A 16,291-nucleotide genomic window follows, 5' to 3' on the forward strand; every position below is an offset into this window, starting at 1 on the left:
GATGAGGCTTGCCTCTATTTTTTTTTTTCAAGCAGAAGACGGCATACGATATTCATGAGCGTCTCGTGGGCTCGGAGATGTGTATAGGAGACAGGGGGTGCACGAGCAGGCTCACCTCGTCGATGAGGCCCGCGGCGAGGAAGGAGCCGTTGATGCCGCCACCGCCCTCCAGCAGCACGGTCTTGATGCCGAAGGTGTCTCCCAGCTTCTCCAGCACGCGGGCGAAGTCGATGTCCTGCTTGCCGCCGAAGACATAGGAGACGCCGCGCTCGCGCAGGTGGGCGAGGTGCGCGTCGGGGACGGCTTCGGTGAGCACGACGACGAGGTGGTCGTCATCGATGGCGCCGGACTCCCAGTTCAGCTTGCCGTGCGCATCCAGGGCGATGGCGTACGACTCCGCGTCCTTGCGAGCGACGAAGTCCGTGCGGGGCAGGGGAGACGCGGGAGCGGGCTTGGGCACGTCCCCTTCCGCGGCGAAGTCCTCCATGGTGATGCGGCCACACATCCAGGCGTCCGCGTCGAAGGTGTCCGCGGTGCGCTCGTATTCGCCGCGCATCGACGCCAGGTCGGGCCAGTGCTTGACGACGATGCGCCCGTCGATGGACGAGAGCATGTGACAGATGACGTGGGGCTTCATCGGGGGACTCCGGAGCACGGCCCGCCTTCAGGTGGCGGGCGGCGAAAGCGCGGATGGTTCCCGAGGAGCCACGGTCTGTCGAACCGATTCCGCGCCGGTCCGTTCACAATCCCGCGAGCAGCGCGGGCCCGCGTTACTGCGTCGCGCCGGGAGCGTCGGAGGCCTCGGCGGTGGAGGACTCCTTCGCGGGAGCGGCCTCTTCCTTCTTCTCGGTCTCGGGTGTCTCCAGCGTGTCGCCGGACTTGCCCACGCGGATGCTCACCGGCCCCGCGGGCGAGGAGGGATGGTTCCCGAGCCGGCTCGTCGGGGTCAGGCCGACGCCCACGTAGGAGCAGCCAACCAGGGCAAACAGCGGAACAGCGGCGAGCAGACGGCGCATGGGACGGCTCCCCCGGGACAGGATGGAATGCGTGCGCATTCAACCGGATGCGCGGGTGGGAGATCCAGGGATGGAGGTGGGAGCCTTCAGTTGCTGGCCATGACGCGGGTGAACTCCATCACCCAGTTGGTCTCCCAGGTCTCTCCGTCGAGGGAGAAGGCCTGTTCCCACCGGGCCCGGTCGCGGCCCTGTCGGGTCCAGTGGAACACGACCTGGACCGGGCGGCCTCCTTCGGTGTCCTCGCCGTAGAAGCGGCCGTGGTCGCCCGTGAAGCCTCCATGCACGGGCGGCTGGAGCACCGCGTGACGGCTGTCGATCCAGTGGATGGACCAGCGGCGCTCCCGCGCGTCGAACAGGCGCAGCGCCATGCCGGAGAAGCCCCGCTCGAAGACGGTCTCCTCGACGTTGGACAGGCCACCCAGGTGGGGCTGACAGCGCATCCTCGACGTGAACACGTCCCAGTCGTCGCTGCCCGCCAGCCGTTGCTTGAGCTTCCGGTTCACACACGTCCATTCGCCCATGAGGAAGTCGAAGTCGTGCACGTCGCCCGTGGGCAAGGAGGGAAGGGGCTTCATCGGTCAGGTCCTTTCGGGGAGACGGTCAGCGCAGCTCGGACCGCGCGGTGGGGGCCAGCGTCAGGTGTTCGAGCGGCGCGCTCAGCCACGGCCGAAGCGGCTCCGCCCATGACTTCGAAACAGCTCGGCGTCGGAGGTGCCCGTCATCCGGGAGCATCGTGAGCCAGGCGAAGACGTGCTCGCCCGTGCGCACGGGCAGGGCCGGGAAGGTGTTCTCCGCGGGCTCGGTCTGGAACAGGGCTTTCGGAGCAGCGCCCAGCTCCGTGAGCACCGGCCGCACGTGCTGTTCGAAGCAGGCGGCGAGGGCTTCATCGGCTGGCGCCTTCAGGTAGCAGAGCGTCATCTCCACCCGGGAGTCGGGACGCGCGTCCGAGCCAGGCGGTGGCCGGGGCGCGCCTGCGTGCGCGAGCCCCGTGTCCGGCCGCACGGGTCGCAGCAGGAGGACGTTGTCGGAGTCCTGCATGGTCGCGTTCGCCGCGCTCCGGTGCTCCTTCCACGCCGGGCCGCCGTAGAACGCGCTCAGGGCGTCGCGTCGTGAGGTCATGTCGCGGAAGCCTCGCAGCCACACGAACCGGTCCGGCCGGTCCTCGTCGCGGAACTGACCGATGAGGTGCATCCCGGTGGCTTCCTGCGACTCGATGAAGGCCCGTTCGAAGAGCGGGATGAGGACGTCACGCTGACCGGGATGCAGCGTGTACTGGCGCAGTTCGAGGACCGAGCAGCAGGGAGGTTGGGACGGCATGAGGGCTTCCGGGGTGCGGGTGCGGAGGCCATCCTTGCCAGGGAACTGGTAGGGTCATGAAGACCACTTTCGTAAGAACCGGCCATACCAGTTGAAGACCTCCACCGGCGTCGCATCCTCGCTCCTCCTGCGGCTCGATTCGCGGAGCTCCACGGCGCTCCACGAGCAGCTCTTCGAAGGCATCCGCGCGCGCATCCTCGCGGGTGCGTTGGCCCCCGGGCTGCGCATTCCCTCGTCCCGCCAGCTCGCCGCCGAACTGGACGTGGCCCGGAGCACCGTCCTCCAGGCCCTGGATGCGCTCATGGCGGAGGGCTACCTCGTGGCCCGTGCAGGTTCCTCCACGCGCGTCGCGCCCGAGCTGCCCGGCCTCCTCGAAGACCGGAGCCGGAGTCTGGTGGCCCGTTCATCGCGGGGGCCCCGGCTCGCTGCCTCCGCACGCACGTTGAAGACCTCGCCGGTCGGTGCACCGCGCCTTGGTGCCGCGCCGCGCGCCTTCCGGCCCGGTGTGCCCGCGCTCGACCTGTTCCCGACCGCGCTCTGGGCCCGCACCGTGTCGCGCGTCCATGCTCGCGCGAGCACGGGCCTGCTGGATGGCGGTGACCCTTCGGGCCATGCGCCGCTGCGCGAAGCCATCGCCACCCATGTGTCTTCTTCACGTGGCGTGCGCTGCGAGCCATCGCAGGTCTTCATCACGGCGGGGACTCAGCAGGCCTTCGATGAAATCCTCCGGCTGGCGCTCGACCCGGGTGACGCCGTCTGGGTGGAAGACCCCGGCTATCCCGGCGCCCGTCGTGCCGTGCTCGCAGCAGGGGGACGTCCCGTGCCCATCCCCGTGGATCCGGAAGGGCTCGACGTGAGCGTGGGCATGGCTCGTGCGCCCCGGGCCCGTGTCGCGCTGGTGGCTCCTTCGCACCAGTACCCCCTGGGTGCCACGTTGAGCCTGGCGCGGCGGATGGCGCTGCTCCAGTGGGCCGGACGCACCCGCTCGCTGATCATCGAGGACGACTACGACAGCGAGTTCCGGCACCGCGGCCGTCCCCTCACCGCGCTCCAGGGACTCGATGACGCCGGCTGCGTGGTCTACGTAGGCACGTTCAGCAAGTCGATGTTCCCCGGCCTGCGCCTGGGCTTCCTCATCGCGCCCCCATCCCTGGTGGAGGTCTTCTCCGCCGCCCGCGCCGCCGCACCCGCGCCGGCCTCCACCCTGGAGCAGGCCGCGCTCGCCGTGTTCCTCGCGGAGGGACACTTCGCCCGCCACCTGCGCCGGATGCGCGCGGCCTACCGGGAACGCGGCGAAGCCCTGCTCGAAGCCCTGCGCGCCGACTGCTCAGGCGTCCTCACGCCCCGCCCTTGTGACACCGGCATGCAGGTGTGCGCGTCCCTTGCCGCGCCGCTGTCCGACCTGCGCGTCCGGGATGAAGCCGCCCGGAAGGGAGTGGAGGTCGCCGCCCTGTCCGACTACTTCCTCGGCCGGCGCCGCGAGTCCGGCCTCGTCTTCGGCTTCGGCGGTGTGCACCCGGACGCGCTCCGCGCGGGAACGCGCACCCTGGCCCGGGCGCTCGAAGCCGCGCACCGCCGCTGATGCCTCCAGCTCCTTGCCTTGACAGGCCAGGGGTCCGCGTCGATATTCAACCCAAAGGTTGAATGATGCGGACCCCGAATCACCTGGATGAGACGCTGCTGGCGCTGGCCGACCCGACTCGAAGGGCCATCCTCCAGCGCCTGGCGGCGGGGGAGACGCGCGTGACGGAGCTGGCCCAGCCCTTCGCCATGTCCCTCAACGCGGTGTCCAAGCACATCCGCGTGCTGGAGCGCGCGAAGCTGGTGCACCGGCGCCGCGAGGGCCGCGAACACCTGCTGTCCTTCACCCCGAAGCCCATGGACGAAGCCGCGCGCTGGATGGAAGCCCAGCGCTCGAACTGGACCACCCGGCTCCAGGCGCTCGACGACCTGCTCCAGGAAGAGGACCGCGTCGCCTCGGCCTCCGCCCCGCCCCACCCGAAAGGACCTACCCGGTGAGCGACTCCCTCCCCGTGAAGCTGACCGTCACCCATCGCTTCTCCAATGCCTCCGCGGAGCGCGTGTTCGATGCCTGGCTCCACCCCGCGAAGGCCCGCAGCTGGCTCTTCGTCACGGCGCCGGACAAGCCGCTGGTGCGCGCGGAAATCAATGCGCGGGTGGGCGGCCGGTTCTGCTTCGCGGACCTGCGCGACGGAGAAGAGGTGGAGCACGTGGGCGAGTACCTGGAGCTCGACCGGCCGCGCCGGCTGGTGTTCACCTTCGGGGTGCCGAAGTACTCGCAGGCTTACGACCGGGTGACGGTGGACATCGTTCCCGACGGGGAGGGCTGTGTGCTCACCCTGACCCACGAGATGGGCCCGGACGGCGAGAAGTGGAAGGACAGCACCCAGAAGGGGTGGACCACCCTGCTGGGCGGGCTCGACACCTGGCTGGAACTGGCCCCGGCCACCGCCCAGTAGCTCTGACATCCCTTCCCAGGCGCGGGCCGTCTACGATGGCGGCATGACCTGGCGTTCCCTCCTCCTCCCGCTGGCGCTGCTGAGCGCCGCGTCCGCATGTGGGCAGCGTCGCAGCGACCCCGCGCGCGTGGCGGAGGACCTGATGCGCCCCGCGCCCGTGGGCGCCTTCGCCGCGGGCACGCCTCCGGCCACGACGGAAGACTGCACGGTGCGCACGGCGAAGACCTGCTTCGACCAGGCGCTCACCCTGCTGGCCGCGAACGCGCGGGGGCCGGAGCGGCTGCGCGCGCTGTCGCTGATGGGCAAAGCGTGCGACGGGCAGGTGAAGGACGCCTGCTCCTGGCTGTCCCAGCACGTGAAGGAGCCCCGGCGCGTGCGCGGCGGTCCGCCGGATGACCCCGTGTTCCAGGAGGCCTTCCAGCGCTGGCGTGAGGGCCGCAAGCACCACGTGCGCGTGACGTGCCGGCTGGTGCAGGGCGGCGTGCCCCAGCGATGCGAGGTGCGGGAAGCGACGCTGCCCCCGGACCTGCTGGCGCAGGCGCTCAACAGCATCCAGGCCTCGCGCTACGTGTTGCCCACCCTCGACGGAGAGCCCTTCGAATGCGACTGGACCATCGTCATCAAGTGACGCGGCTGTGGCCCGCGTTGGCCCTGTCGCTGTTCACGGGCTGCTTCGCCGGCACCGTGCACCGGGGCCCGGTGACGGACCACTTCGACGGCGAGTCGTTCCAGAACCTGGGCGACGCGCCGAAGCTGTCCCCGCTCACGCTGGTGGCGGCCGCGATGGAGGAGACGCGCGGCCCGTGGCGCGACTACGCGGAGGAGCCCTCCGGCCCGAAGCCGCTGGAGCGCGTGGGCCCCGGCGAACTGCGCGTGACGTTCATCAACCACGCCACGGTGCTGCTCCAGGCGGACGGGGTGAACGTGCTGACGGACCCCATCTATTCGGAGCGGGCGAGCCCCGTGTCCTTCGTGGGCCCCAAGCGCGTGCGGCCTCCCGGCATCCGCTTCGAGGACCTGCCGCCCATCGACGTCGTGGTGGTGAGCCACAACCACTACGACCACATGGATCTGCCCACGCTGCGGCGGCTGGAGGCCGCGCACCATCCGCTCTTCGTCGTGGGCCTGGGCAACCGCGAGCTGCTGCTGGACGAGGGCTTCCAGCGCGTGGAGGAGCTGGACTGGTGGCAGTCCGCGAAGGGTGGGCCACCGGGGTTGAAGGTGACGGCGGTGCCCGCGCAGCACCGGTCGAACCGGGGGCTGACGGACCAGGAGGAGACGCTGTGGGCGGGCTACGTGCTGGAGACGTCCGGCGGCCCGGTGCTCTTCGCGGGAGACACGGGGCTGGGGCCGCACTTCGACCGCATCGCGGAGCGCTTCGGGCCCATGCGCCTGTCGGTGCTGCCCATTGGCGCGTTCCGTCCGCGCGTCCTGCACGCGGTGCACATGGGGCCGGAGGACGCGCTGAAGGCGCACCGCGTGCTGCGCTCGGGCACGTCCGTGGCGATGCACTACGGCACCTTCCCCATGGCGTGGGACGGTCAGGACGAAGCGAAGTACCTGCTGCTGCGGCTGCTGTTGAAGGAGGAGGTGCGGCCGCGCTTCTGGGCGCTCGGCTTCGGCGAGGGCCGCGACGTGCCGCCGCTGGCGCCGGGGGCTGACGGGCGGGCTGATGCCGGACGCTGAAGGAGCGGTGCCGCCGGAGGTGGAGGCGAAGGAGAAGATGGACCGGGCGCGCGCGTGCATCCGCTCGGGAGAGCTGGAGGAGGCGATTCCGCTCTGCGATGACGTGTACCGGCGCTTCACGCTGTCGAAGTCGCCGGCGCTCCAGCTTCAGGTGGCGCGGGCGCTGGGGCACCGGGGCGCGGCGATCTCGGAGAAGGGGATGTTCAACGAGGCGCTGGTCCACTTCGACGAGGTGGAGCGCCGCTTCTGGAGCCCGCGCAGGCCCGAACTCTGGGAGGGCGTCGCGTGGGGGATGCTGTACCGCGCCCGCGTGCTCCTGGAGATGGACCGGGAAGACATGTGCAGCAACTGGCTGGAGCGGATGCTGAGCCGCTTCAAGGCCTCCGCGCAGCGGCCCGACCTGCGCATCCCGATGGAGATGGCGCGGACGGCGGTGCTCGCGGCCCACAACCAGGGGCAGCGGTTCGAGGAAGGGCTGAGCCAGTCCGAGGCGCTCCTGAAGGAGTACGACGGAAACGCCGACCCGTTCCTGGTGGAGCAGACGGCGGTGACGCTGTTGCAGCGGGCCATCGCGCTCCATGGGTTGGGGCACGTGGATGAAGCGCTGGAGGCGTTCGACGAGCTGGATGTGCGCTACTGCGAGTCGACGGACCCGAGGCTGCGCGCCCTGGTGTCCTCCGCGCTCATGGGACGGGCCATCGTGTTGCTCCGGGAAGAGTTCCTCCCGGAGGCGCTGGGCGTGCTCGACGCCATCCTCGAACACGCGGGTCCGAACCCGGGCCCGCGTCTGCTGGAGCCCGTGAACTTCGCGAAGTTCCACCGCGAGGTCGTCGAACGCGAGATGCAGGTGGAAAGCGAGCGCGCGGCCCGCAGGCCGAAGCCTCCACCCCTGATGAGGCCGAAGCCGCGTTAGCCCGCAGGCGGAATCGACTTCCAGAGCCAACCCAGCCGCAGGTCCCGCTCCTCGAAGGGTGGGGCGCGGATGAGGTCGTCTTCCTCGCCGTAGACGCCCACCTCCAACCAATGCCCGTCATGCAGCTTGCTCACGGTGAGCGTGCGCGCGTCCAGGTCCACGAACCACAGGTGCTGGATGCCGATGCGCGCGTAGAACGGTCGCTTGATGCGCGTGTCGTAGGCTCGCGTGGACGGCGACAGGATTTCGCACGCCCAGTCGGGAACATCCGTCCACTGTCCCTGGGGCATCAGGGGCACTCGTTCACGCCGCCAGCCCGCGAGGTCCGGGATGAACTCCGGAGAACCCCCCACCCGGATGCCGGGCTCGGACATGATCCACCATCCGCCCGGCATCTCCTCGCCACCTGGCTGGAATGCATCATCCAGCTCGCGGTGGAGCCTGTATTCGAAATGGCCATGCGCGGCACGCGGCCGTGCATGCGTATACAACGTTCCGTCGATGATCTCGCCCACCACGCCCTCGGGCAAAGTCTCGATGTCAGCGAGGGTCGCCGGACCCCCGAGTGGTTTCGCGCCATAGACCATGCCCGAAGTGTGGGGTTAGCAGCACGGTCTGACAAGCAGCCCGGCCGAGCCCTCATGCCTTATCGGTGACCGGCCACCACTCGCCCAGCCGCAACTCGATGGCATCGAACGGCGCCGCGCGAATGATGTCGTCATCGCCATACACGCCCAGCTCCATCCAGCGCCCGTCGCGCAGCTCGCTCACGGTGAGCGTGCGTGCCTCCAGGTCGATGAACCACAGGTGCTGGATGCCGATGCGCGCGTAGAACGGCCGCTTGATGCGCGTGTCGTAGGCCCGCGTGGACGGCGACAGGATTTCGCAGGCCCAGTCCGGGACGACGTTGCACCTTCCGCCGGGCAGTACGGGCACGCGCTCGCGCCTCCACCCGGCGAGGTCCGGACTGAACTCCGGCGCTCCCTCCACCTGGATGCCCGGCTCCACCAACACCCACCAACCGCCCGGGCCGTTCTGGCCGCGCTGGAAGGGGCCTCGCAGCCCTTCAATCAGCGCGCCCATCAGGTCCATGTGCCCGGCCCGGGGCCGCGCATGCGTGTACAACGTTCCGTCGATGATCTCGCCCACCACGCCCTCGGGCAGGGCCTCGATGTCAGCGAGGGTCGCCGGACCCCCGAGCGGTTTCGCGCCATAGGCCATGCCTGGAGTGTGGAGTTACCTCCACCGTCTGACAAGCCGACGCCAGGGCCGCTAGTCCGGCTGCGCGATGATCAACGTCTGCAACGGCAGATGCCGGATGGGCCGCGTGCTCTGCACCTTGAACCCCGCGTCATCCAGGAAGCCTTCGACCTCCGCGGGCGTGTACGACGCGGCTCCGGACGTGAGGAAGTAGTGCAACCCGATGAGCGGCGCGGACGTCCCCTGCATCTCGCGCTCCTCGCGCAGGTACTCCAGCACCGCCAGCGTGCCCCGGGACACCATGGCCCCGCGCACGCGCCGCAAGAGCGCCACGTTCTGCGCGGGCGTCAGGTGGTGCATCACCTGGAACAGCAGCACGCCGTCATACGGCCCGCCCAGCTCCGCGGTCAGCACGTCCCCTTCCTTGTGCGTCACCCGGTGCGACAGCCCCGCCTGGGCGATGATGTCCCGCCCCACGCGCACGCTGCCCTCCAGGTCCACCACCGTGGCCTTCAGCCCCCGGTGCATCCGGCACAGCTCCGCCGCGTACCAGCCATGCGCGCCGCCCAGGTCCAACAGGTGCCGCGCGCCCCGGGGCAGGGGAATGGCCGACGCCACCTCCGGCGAGGCCAGCCGCGCCAGCTGGTACATGGCCTGGATGTAGTCGCGCCAACGCGGGTCGTCCGGAGCGAACTGGTGGATGTCCACCGACTGCCCGCTCTTCACCGCGTTCTCCAGCTGCCCCCACCAGTCCCACTGCGCGTAGTTGAACTCCAGGAACGACGTGATGGCCTGCGGCGAGCGCGGGTCCAGCCACCGCCGCGCCCGGGGCGCCAGCCGGAAGCGGCCGCGGTGCAGCTCCACCACCTCGCAGGCGATGAGCGCTTCCAGGAGCGCCCGCATGCCTTCCGTGCTCGTCTTGAGCCGCGCCGCCAGCGCCTCCGCCGTCGCCGCGCCGTCCGCCAGCGCCGCGTAGACGCCCAGGCGCGCCCCGGCCATCAGCGTGCGCGACGCCATCATCCCGAAGAAGGCGTGCGCCAGCGGCTGCGGCGCCAGGTTGAGGAAGTCCGCCACCCGCTCCAGGAGGTTGTCCGCCTTGAGGCCCAGCCGCATCGCGCGTCGCTCCTTGGTGTGGGGGGAGTGGGGCCTGCCGGCTACCGGCGGCGCCGCGAGCCTGCCACGGCGGCCACGCCCAGCACCATCAGCGCCGCGGACGGGCCCAGCATGCAGCCCTGCGTCTCCGCCTGGCGGATGCCGGTGTACTTGCACTTGCCCGCGTTGCAGCTGAAGCGCGGCGCGCAGTCACTGGTGCTGCGGCAGTCCGTGGGCACGCGCCCCGTGTTGTCGTCCCCTTCCGGGGAGTTCGGATCGTCCGGCTGGCCCGCGTCCGGCTGCTGGCCCTCCTGGGCCAACGCCACCATGGGGGACACCAGGAGGAATCCGGCCAGGAGCCCTGCCGGACACATGCGGGAGATGAAGGAGGACATGAGGCGGGCGCCACCCTAACGCCCCAGCGGGGCGCTTGCATCCATCCTCTGAAGCGGGCGGCCTTCCGGGGTTCCCTGGAAACGCTGGCCGCCGGGGCGCCCGAATCTGCTACGGTCCCCCCGCGATGGCGCCTCGAATCCTCGTCGTGGATGACAACCAGGAGCTCCTCTCCCTCCTCACGCAGCTGTTCGAGGACGCCGGGTACGAGGTGGTGGGCGCCAGCCGTGGCAAGCAGGCCATTGATGCCGCCCGCGCCCAGCCGCCCGGCTGTGCTGTCTTGGACATCCTGCTGCCCGACATGATGGGTTACCACCTGGCGGACACGCTCAGGAAGGACAACCCCCAGCTTCCGCTGCTCTTCATCACCGGCGTCTTCAAGGGCGGCAAGCACGCCACCGAAGCGCGCCAGAAGTACCAGGCCGCCGGCTACTTCGAGAAACCCTTCGAGGCCCAGAAGCTGCTGGAAGCGGTGGCCAAGGTGCTGCCCGCGGAGAAGAAGGCCCCCGCCGCCTCCATGCAGGACGCCTTCGAGGTGGAGCTGGACATCGACGTGGAGGAGGAGGGCCCGCAGGACGCCATGGAGCTGACCGGCCGCATCAAGGTCACCGGCGGCGGCAACCTCACGGCCGAAATCCGCGGCGCCAACCTCACCGCCACGCCCATGCAGAAGGTGCCCTCCACCCAGGTGCGGCCCCCCACGCCGGGCCGTCCGCCGGATCCGCTGCCGGCGGGCTCGGGCTCCCCGGGCAGCCGCCGGGGGGAGCTGAAGGACAACCTGCCCTCGCTGCTCACCGCCTTCTACCTGTCGCGCGAGACGGGCGAGCTGGGCGTGCAGCGCGGCAAGGTGAAGAAGGTCATCTACTTCGAGAACGGGACCCCGGTGTTCGGGCTCTCCAACCTGCTGGCGGACCGCTTCGGGCAGTTCCTGGTGCGCGTGGGGAAGATCAAACCCGAGCAGCTCCAGGACGCGTCCGCCGTCGCCGCGCAGAGCCACCGGCGCACCGGCGACGTGCTGGTGGAGCGCGGCCTGCTCAAGGACACGGAGCGGCTGTACTACGTGGGCCAGCAGGTGAAGGCCATCATCTACTCGCTCTTCTCCTGGGAGGAGGGCACGTACCTGATGAGCTTCAAGGAGAAGGCCACCTCGGAGTCCATCAAGCTGGATGTGCACCCGGCGAACCTCATCGTCCGGGGCATCAAGAAGCTCTACAAGCCGGAGCGCCTGCGCCGCCTGCTCCAGCCCGAGGACCGGCTCATCCCCGCCGTCGCCCCCGCCTACGGCCTCAACGAGGTGGAGCTGGAGCGCTGGGAGGCGGAGCTGCTGCCCAAGATTGACGGCAACCGCGTGGTGGCGGAGCTGCTCGCGTTCGCCAACCGCCCGGAGCACGTCGTCTACGGCTTCCTGGTGTCGATGATGGCGCTGGGCATCCTGGACAAGCGCTCGTAGCGGTCCGGCGACGTTGGCTGCGCCCCGGCCTCCCGGGGGCCCCCGCGCCCTGCGGCCTCAGCCGAGCCGCGAGCCGATCCAGAACAGGCCCAGCGCGCCGGAGCCCAGCGCCACGCCGCGCTGGATCCACAGGCTGATGCGCGCGTTGGCGCGCGACAGGCCTTCGGCGAACAGCAGCCCCACCGCGCCCATGCCGATGAGGATGCCCAGCGCGAAGCCGGGCAGGTACGTCCACGCGGACAGGCTCATGCTGCCGCCCACCAGCAGCGGGGGCAGCGCGATGAGCAGCGACCGCACGCCGCTCACGGCCATGAAGGCGCCGGCGGCGGTGCTCACGGTGTGCACGTGCTCGTGCGGCTCGCGGTCGTGGCCAGGCAGGTGCGGGTGGCCGTGGTCCAGGCTGTGCGGGAAGAGCAGGGCGGTGACGGCCAGCGCCACCAGCACCGCGCCGCCGAACACCTCCGCCCACCGCTCGAAGGTCTCCGACAGGCCCACGCCCGCGAAGAGGCACACCGCCGCGATGCCGCCCAGCATGGCCGCGTGGCCCAGGGCGAAGCGCAGCGCCGTCATCAGCGCGACGCGGCGCCGGCCCCCGCCCAGGGTACCGAGCGTGGCCATGGCGGCGCAGTGGTCCGGCCCCAGGGCGTGGAGCATGCCTTGGGTCAGGCCGAGCAGGAAGGCGAGCAGGATGGGAGCCACGACGGCGCACCCTAGCCGTGGTTTAACCTCGTGGCCAGCAGGAGGAAGCCCCCACACCATGCGCATTGCCCATCCCCGAACTTCCGCCGCGCTGCTGTTGGCGGGTCTGCTCGCCCTGTCGGGCTGCTCCACCGACCCCGGTCCGGAGCAGCTGCAGAAGGCCGAGGGCCGCTACCAGGAGCTGATCAACCAGAACCTGTCCGCGCAGGACCCGGCCTGGGCGGAGGTCGCCGCCCAGTTCGAGGCCGTCCCCAAGGACTCCAAGGTCCGCCCGGAGGCCGAGAAGCGGCTGGCCGCGCTGAAGGCGGCCCGCGAGAAGATCCCGCCGCGTCCCCTGGCCCGCCCTGGCGCGACGGGCCACGGCGCCAGCGACGTGGAGGCCAAGCGCGCCGCGTGTGAATCGCTCGCGAAGAAGATGGGCGCGGCCCAGACGGACGCCACGCGCAACGTGCTGCAGAAGGTGCTGGAGAGCTGCCAGGCGGAGCTGGTCCGTCTGGAGGCCTATGACCACCCGCCGGGCGAGGAAGTGCATCCGCCGGGCGGCGAGGGCTCGCACTGACGTTGATGCGTGCGTGGAGTTGAGAAGCCCCCGGGGTCTGGGTATGGAGCCGATGCATGCCCATGCCCCAAGCAGGTGACAAGGCCCCCGGCTTCTCGCTCCCCGACCAGAGCGGCGCCACCGTCTCCCTCTCGCAGTTCAAGGGGCGGCACGTCGTCCTCTACTTCTACCCGAAGGACGCGACCCCCGGCTGCACCACGGAGGCGTGTGACTTCCGCGACGAGCACTCCGCGCTGGTGAAGGCCGGCGCGGTGGTGCTGGGCGTGTCGCCGGACACCGTCGCCTCCCATCAGAAGTTCGCCACGAAACAGGGACTGCCGTTCTCGCTGCTGGCGGACCCGGACCACGCGCTGGCGGACGCGTACGGCGTGTGGGGGGAGAAGTCGCTCTATGGCCGCAAGTTCATGGGCCTCATCCGCGCGACCTTCCTCATTGGCCCGGACGCGAAGGTCGTCCGCGTGTGGCCCAAGGTGAAGGTGGCCGGGCACGTCGCGGAGGTGCTGTCCGCGCTCCAGGGTGGGCGGGCGGACGCGGCTCCGGCGCCGAAGGCCTCCGCGGCGAAGAAGGCTCCGGCGGCCGAGGCGAAGCCGGCGGCTGTCAAGAAACCGGCGGCGAAGAAGGCCCCGGCGGCGAAGGCCGCGCCCCGGAAGGGTGCTCGCGGCTGAGAGGGCCGTGGGGGGCGGGCGCCGGTGCACTCCTGGCGGGACAGGGAGGCCGGGACCGTGTATGCCTGCGCCCGTGGCTGGCCCCTTGCTCCCCGGAAGGGACCGGCCGTTCACCATGAAGCCCTGTCGGCCTCCGGGCCGGACAGCGGGCGGCCGGCAGGGTCAGCCCTCGGGTGGATGCCCGGTGGTTGGCGACGACGGCATGACCATTCCTCGGGGATGGCGGAGACGATGAACATGCGCGAGCGAGGCATTCAGCGGTGGATGGGGGCGGCGGCGCTGGCGGCGGGCGTGCTGCTGGGCACGGCCTGTGGCGGGCTGCCGGAGACGGGCGGCAAGCAGCCGGATGAGTCGCGGGGCAATGCCTTCGCGCAGCGCGGGACGCAGCCGGAGGCCGTCTACAACGTGGCCGAGCAGCAGGGGCACGAGAACCCCGCCGACGCGCACCACGGCGACGCGGCCGCGAAGCTGCCCGCTCACGTGCTGACGGTGGACCGGGGCTACAACTTCACCATCGGGAAGATCGGCTCCAGCATCGACCCGCGCACGAAGGCCAAGGACGGCCAGGCCAATAACTCCAAGTGGGATGACCCGAGCGGCATGATGGCGCACCGCTACAGCCTGCTTGGCGGAGCGGCCTACTCGCCCGCAGCTCAGGGGCTGGGGGGCTGGAGTGTCTCCAGCACGAACGAGGGCGCGCGCGGCTTCGAGGTGCCCTACAGCTACGTCAGCCCGCCCATCTACCTGCAGAACCGGTAGCTGAACGGCGGTCCCAGGGCGCCCGCCGGCCAGCGTGCCAGCGGGCGTCCGTGCTCCGGCTCCGCCACTCCCGGTGGGGCGCTGGGGTGGTCACTCCTTCTGTCGAGGCCCTCGAGGCTTCCGGAAGGAGCAGGCCATGCACTCAAGAACGCTTCATCACTGGACGCTGGTGGCGGTGTGCGCCGCGACGGCCGCATTGGTCGGCCCCGGCTGCAACCGTGACAAGCCCACGATGCCGCGCGCGGGGAGCCGCTACGAGGGCGTCGCCAACACGCAGCAGCCCGCGCCGCCCGGGACGGGAGGCTCCGGCGCGAGCACCCCCACGGACGCGAAGGGGACGGCGCCGAAGCCGGCCGCCGCCGGAGCCCACCAGTTACAGCAGAACCAGATTGGAGCCCCCGGATTCACCACGCCCCAGGAGCCGGTGCCCGGGGACCGGGGCGGGGCAGACCGCTTCCAGGGACCCATGGGGCAGGGCTCCGAGCTGGGCTCCAGGAGGGCCACCCACTAACGCGACGCGAGCATGACCTCCGTGGGGTCCTTGCCAGTGAAGGCGCTGGCGAGGCCCTCGGCCAGCGAGCGGTGATCCGCGTCGCCCAGTGTGGCGAGCCGGTCCTCGGCGGGGTGCGCGAAGCGGGCGGCGAGCGCGTCCAGGCGCCGGTGCGCTTCGGTGATGCGCTCGCGCGGGACGCGGCCGGACTCCACCGCCTTCACCAGCGCTTCGATGGCGGTGCGCTGCACGTCCGCCTTGTGGCACACGAGGAACAGGTCCACGCCCGCGAGCGTGCCCTGCACCGCGGCCTCCGCCACGGAGTAGTGGTCCGCGATGGCCTTCATCTCCAGGTCGTCGCTGACGACCACGCCGTCGAAGCCCAGCTCCTTGCGGAGCAGGTCGTGCAGCGCGCGGTGGCTCATGGTCGCGGGGACGCCCTGCTCCAGCGCATCGAAGAGCACATGCGCCGTCATCAGCGACGCGAGCCCCGCCTTCGCGAAGGCCTGGAACGGCACCAGCTCCACGCGGCGCAGGCGCTCCAGGTCGTGCGGCAGCCGGGGCAGGGTGAGGTGGCTGTCCGTCGTCGTGTCGCCATGCCCCGGAAAGTGCTTCCCGCACGACGCCACGCCGCCGGCCTCCAGGCCCCTGGCGAGCGCCACGCCCAGCCGGCCCACCTCCACCGGGTCGCGGCTGAAGCTGCGGTCGCCAATCACGGGGTTGGCCGGGTTGGTGTCCACGTCGAGCACGGGCGCGAAGTCCCAGTCGAAGCCCACGGCGCGCAGCTCGTGCGCGAGCAGCCGGCCCACGCGCTCGGCCAGGGCCTCGTCGCCGCGCTGTCCCAGTTCCCGCATGGGGGGCAGGGCGGTGAAGGGCTCACCGCGAAGGCGCGCCACCCGGCCGCCCTCCTGGTCCACGGAGAGGATGAAGGGCCGGCCCGCGCGCGTCTTCAGCTCACGGCACAGCGCCGCGGTCTCCGCCGCGGTGCCCACGTTTCGCTTGAAGAGAATGGCGCCGTAGATGCCGTCGTCCATCAGCGCCGCGAGGTCGGCGTCGATGCGGGTGCCAGGGAAGCCCACCATGAAGAGGCGGGCGCAGTCGCGGTAGAGGGCGGAAGCAGGGCTCACGGCCGCGCAGTCTGGCAGAGCCCGCCGCCTGTAGGGCACTCCGTGCGCATCCCGAGCGTCGGCTGCTTGCCAGGGCACCGCACGAACCTGTCCGACAGTCGGACAGGTTTTGAAGTCCGTGGCCAGGAGGGCCTCTGGTCAAGCCGGTCCGCGGAAACCTGTCGGACCGTCGGACGGGTTTGGACAACCGAGGTCAAGCAGGCCTCCGCGCCCTCCGGGCGGCGCGAACTGGTCCGACAGGAGGGTTGCGCGGAATAGCGGTTCAGCCTGGCCGCGATGCAGGGGGAGGAGCAGGGGCCTCGAAGAGGACGAAGACGCAAAAAAGCCGGCTGCGGGAGAGCAGCCGGCTGACGTTATGGGCCAGCAGCTTGAGGAAGACTTCCGCGTCGATGGTGGGCGGGTGCCGGGAGGAGAGGCGGTGAAAGCCCATGTCGTGCTGCAGCGA

21 protein-coding genes and 1 pseudogene are annotated in these 16,291 nt (G+C 70.8%); 11 read left to right on the top strand and 11 right to left on the bottom strand.

Annotated elements, in window-relative coordinates:
* Positions 1-52: 52 nt before the first annotated feature.
* From D7X32_RS36800 to D7X32_RS36815, 4 genes are all read right to left on the bottom strand, one after another.
* A complete protein-coding gene (locus tag D7X32_RS36800) occupies positions 53-637 on the bottom strand; it encodes a RibD family protein (RefSeq protein WP_244239387.1) in 585 nt (194 codons plus the stop codon).
* Positions 638-770: 133 nt separating this feature from the next.
* The gene (locus D7X32_RS36805; RefSeq protein WP_147450407.1) at positions 771-1,016 is read right to left on the bottom strand and encodes a hypothetical protein; all 246 of its coding nucleotides are present in this window, start codon (positions 1,014-1,016) and stop codon (positions 771-773) included.
* Between the two features lie 86 nt (positions 1,017-1,102).
* Positions 1,103-1,591, bottom strand: coding sequence for a hypothetical protein (locus D7X32_RS36810; protein ID WP_120607206.1), 489 nt, complete (start codon positions 1,589-1,591; stop codon positions 1,103-1,105).
* Positions 1,592-1,616: 25 nt separating this feature from the next.
* Complete coding sequence (locus D7X32_RS36815) at positions 1,617-2,333, bottom strand: NIPSNAP family protein (RefSeq protein WP_120607207.1); 717 nt, start codon at positions 2,331-2,333, stop codon at positions 1,617-1,619.
* A 91-nt stretch (positions 2,334-2,424) separates the two neighbouring features.
* Here D7X32_RS36815 and pdxR point away from each other — a divergent pair, with 91 nt between their 5' ends.
* The 6 genes from pdxR (at position 2,425) to D7X32_RS36845 (ending at position 7,412) form a co-directional block, all read left to right on the top strand.
* On the top strand, positions 2,425-3,915 hold the full coding sequence (gene pdxR / locus D7X32_RS36820; protein ID WP_120607208.1) for a MocR-like pyridoxine biosynthesis transcription factor PdxR: 1,491 nt from the start codon (positions 2,425-2,427) through the stop codon (positions 3,913-3,915).
* 62 nt (positions 3,916-3,977) lie between these two features.
* Positions 3,978-4,352 (top strand): ArsR/SmtB family transcription factor, encoded by a 375-nt coding sequence (locus D7X32_RS36825; protein WP_279635648.1) that lies wholly within the window; start codon positions 3,978-3,980, stop codon positions 4,350-4,352.
* Positions 4,349-4,813 carry an SRPBCC family protein gene (locus D7X32_RS36830; RefSeq protein ID WP_120607210.1) on the top strand — a complete coding sequence of 155 codons (465 nt, stop codon included), beginning with the start codon at positions 4,349-4,351 and terminating at the stop codon, positions 4,811-4,813. The genes D7X32_RS36825 and D7X32_RS36830 overlap by 4 nt, the downstream gene beginning before the upstream one ends.
* Positions 4,814-4,856: 43 nt before the next feature.
* Positions 4,857-5,441 (top strand): hypothetical protein, encoded by a 585-nt coding sequence (locus D7X32_RS36835; RefSeq protein WP_120607211.1) that lies wholly within the window; start codon positions 4,857-4,859, stop codon positions 5,439-5,441.
* Positions 5,414-6,499, top strand: a complete 1,086-nt coding sequence (locus D7X32_RS36840; protein WP_120607212.1) for an MBL fold metallo-hydrolase — start codon at positions 5,414-5,416, stop codon at positions 6,497-6,499. Before D7X32_RS36835 ends, D7X32_RS36840 begins: the two co-directional genes overlap by 28 nt.
* Positions 6,486-7,412: a tetratricopeptide repeat protein gene (locus tag D7X32_RS36845; RefSeq protein WP_120607213.1), complete on the top strand. Its 927-nt coding sequence runs from the start codon at positions 6,486-6,488 to the stop codon at positions 7,410-7,412. Before D7X32_RS36840 ends, D7X32_RS36845 begins: the two co-directional genes overlap by 14 nt.
* Here D7X32_RS36845 and D7X32_RS36850 read toward each other — a convergent pair.
* Genes D7X32_RS36850 through D7X32_RS36865 form a run of 4 tightly spaced genes read right to left on the bottom strand, consistent with a single transcriptional unit; the run spans position 7,409 to position 10,099 of the window.
* Positions 7,409-7,999 (bottom strand): Uma2 family endonuclease, encoded by a 591-nt coding sequence (locus D7X32_RS36850; protein ID WP_120607214.1) that lies wholly within the window; start codon positions 7,997-7,999, stop codon positions 7,409-7,411. The genes D7X32_RS36845 and D7X32_RS36850 overlap by 4 nt on opposite strands.
* A 52-nt stretch (positions 8,000-8,051) precedes the next feature.
* Entirely contained in the window at positions 8,052-8,633 is a 582-nt protein-coding gene (locus D7X32_RS36855) for a Uma2 family endonuclease (RefSeq protein ID WP_120607215.1), read from the bottom strand.
* Positions 8,634-8,684: 51 nt separating this feature from the next.
* Positions 8,685-9,725: a class I SAM-dependent methyltransferase gene (locus tag D7X32_RS36860; RefSeq protein ID WP_120607216.1), complete on the bottom strand. Its 1,041-nt coding sequence runs from the start codon at positions 9,723-9,725 to the stop codon at positions 8,685-8,687.
* Between the two features lie 41 nt (positions 9,726-9,766).
* Entirely contained in the window at positions 9,767-10,099 is a 333-nt protein-coding gene (locus D7X32_RS36865) for an MXAN_6627.5 family MYXO-CTERM protein (RefSeq protein WP_120607217.1), read from the bottom strand.
* 125 nt (positions 10,100-10,224) lie between these two features.
* Here D7X32_RS36865 and D7X32_RS36870 point away from each other — a divergent pair, with 125 nt between their 5' ends.
* Positions 10,225-11,547: a response regulator gene (locus D7X32_RS36870; protein WP_120607218.1), complete on the top strand. Its 1,323-nt coding sequence runs from the start codon at positions 10,225-10,227 to the stop codon at positions 11,545-11,547.
* Positions 11,548-11,604: 57 nt separating this feature from the next.
* Here D7X32_RS36870 and D7X32_RS36875 read toward each other — a convergent pair whose 3' ends face one another.
* Positions 11,605-12,246 (bottom strand): hypothetical protein, encoded by a 642-nt coding sequence (locus tag D7X32_RS36875; protein WP_120607219.1) that lies wholly within the window; start codon positions 12,244-12,246, stop codon positions 11,605-11,607.
* 58 nt (positions 12,247-12,304) lie between these two features.
* Between D7X32_RS36875 and D7X32_RS36880 the strand changes: the two genes are divergently transcribed.
* The 4 genes from D7X32_RS36880 to D7X32_RS36895 all read left to right on the top strand — a co-directional run bounded on the left by D7X32_RS36880 (position 12,305) and on the right by D7X32_RS36895 (position 14,740).
* Entirely contained in the window at positions 12,305-12,805 is a 501-nt protein-coding gene (locus D7X32_RS36880) for a hypothetical protein (protein ID WP_120607220.1), read from the top strand.
* Positions 12,806-12,861: 56 nt separating this feature from the next.
* A complete protein-coding gene (gene bcp / locus D7X32_RS36885; RefSeq protein WP_120607221.1) occupies positions 12,862-13,470 on the top strand; it encodes a thioredoxin-dependent thiol peroxidase in 609 nt (202 codons plus the stop codon).
* 237 nt (positions 13,471-13,707) lie between these two features.
* A complete protein-coding gene (locus tag D7X32_RS36890) occupies positions 13,708-14,229 on the top strand; it encodes a hypothetical protein (protein WP_120607224.1) in 522 nt (173 codons plus the stop codon).
* 136 nt (positions 14,230-14,365) lie between these two features.
* Positions 14,366-14,740, top strand: a complete 375-nt coding sequence (locus D7X32_RS36895; protein ID WP_120607222.1) for a hypothetical protein — start codon at positions 14,366-14,368, stop codon at positions 14,738-14,740.
* On the opposite strand, the gene nagZ is transcribed toward D7X32_RS36895, so the two are convergent.
* Positions 14,737-15,801: a beta-N-acetylhexosaminidase gene (nagZ, locus tag D7X32_RS36900; protein WP_439329039.1), complete on the bottom strand. Its 1,065-nt coding sequence runs from the start codon at positions 15,799-15,801 to the stop codon at positions 14,737-14,739. The two genes, D7X32_RS36895 and nagZ, sit on opposite strands and share 4 nt — an antisense overlap.
* A gap of 307 nt (positions 15,802-16,108) precedes the next feature.
* A pseudogene (locus D7X32_RS45705) lies at positions 16,109-16,291 on the bottom strand (hypothetical protein); the annotation flags it as partial.

This window comes from Corallococcus carmarthensis (genome assembly GCF_003611695.1).
Taxonomy (GTDB): domain Bacteria; phylum Myxococcota; class Myxococcia; order Myxococcales; family Myxococcaceae; genus Corallococcus; species Corallococcus carmarthensis.

Bases quoted from the DNA above. Each gene is read 5' to 3' on its own strand.
- D7X32_RS36815 (WP_120607207.1), bottom strand. From the start codon at position 2,333: ATGCCGTCCCAACCTCCCTGCTGCTCGGTCCTCGAACTGCGCCAGTAC.
- D7X32_RS36850 (WP_120607214.1), bottom strand. From the start codon at position 7,999: ATGGTCTATGGCGCGAAACCACTCGGGGGTCCGGCGACCCTCGCTGAC.
- nagZ (WP_439329039.1), bottom strand. From the start codon at position 15,801: ATGGTGGGCTTCCCTGGCACCCGCATCGACGCCGACCTCGCGGCGCTG.
- D7X32_RS36890 (WP_120607224.1), top strand. From the start codon at position 13,708: ATGCGCGAGCGAGGCATTCAGCGGTGGATGGGGGCGGCGGCGCTGGCG.
- D7X32_RS36895 (WP_120607222.1), top strand. From the start codon at position 14,366: ATGCACTCAAGAACGCTTCATCACTGGACGCTGGTGGCGGTGTGCGCC.
- D7X32_RS36845 (WP_120607213.1), top strand. From the start codon at position 6,486: ATGCCGGACGCTGAAGGAGCGGTGCCGCCGGAGGTGGAGGCGAAGGAG.
- D7X32_RS36855 (WP_120607215.1), bottom strand. From the start codon at position 8,633: ATGGCCTATGGCGCGAAACCGCTCGGGGGTCCGGCGACCCTCGCTGAC.
- D7X32_RS36880 (WP_120607220.1), top strand. From the start codon at position 12,305: ATGCGCATTGCCCATCCCCGAACTTCCGCCGCGCTGCTGTTGGCGGGT.
- D7X32_RS36825 (WP_279635648.1), top strand. From the start codon at position 3,978: ATGATGCGGACCCCGAATCACCTGGATGAGACGCTGCTGGCGCTGGCC.
- D7X32_RS36805 (WP_147450407.1), bottom strand. From the start codon at position 1,016: ATGCGCCGTCTGCTCGCCGCTGTTCCGCTGTTTGCCCTGGTTGGCTGC.
- D7X32_RS36865 (WP_120607217.1), bottom strand. From the start codon at position 10,099: ATGTCCTCCTTCATCTCCCGCATGTGTCCGGCAGGGCTCCTGGCCGGA.
- D7X32_RS36800 (WP_244239387.1), bottom strand. From the start codon at position 637: ATGAAGCCCCACGTCATCTGTCACATGCTCTCGTCCATCGACGGGCGC.
- D7X32_RS36860 (WP_120607216.1), bottom strand. From the start codon at position 9,725: ATGCGGCTGGGCCTCAAGGCGGACAACCTCCTGGAGCGGGTGGCGGAC.
- D7X32_RS36870 (WP_120607218.1), top strand. From the start codon at position 10,225: ATGGCGCCTCGAATCCTCGTCGTGGATGACAACCAGGAGCTCCTCTCC.
- D7X32_RS36835 (WP_120607211.1), top strand. From the start codon at position 4,857: ATGACCTGGCGTTCCCTCCTCCTCCCGCTGGCGCTGCTGAGCGCCGCG.
- D7X32_RS36810 (WP_120607206.1), bottom strand. From the start codon at position 1,591: ATGAAGCCCCTTCCCTCCTTGCCCACGGGCGACGTGCACGACTTCGAC.
- D7X32_RS36840 (WP_120607212.1), top strand. From the start codon at position 5,414: ATGCGACTGGACCATCGTCATCAAGTGACGCGGCTGTGGCCCGCGTTG.
- bcp (WP_120607221.1), top strand. From the start codon at position 12,862: ATGCCCATGCCCCAAGCAGGTGACAAGGCCCCCGGCTTCTCGCTCCCC.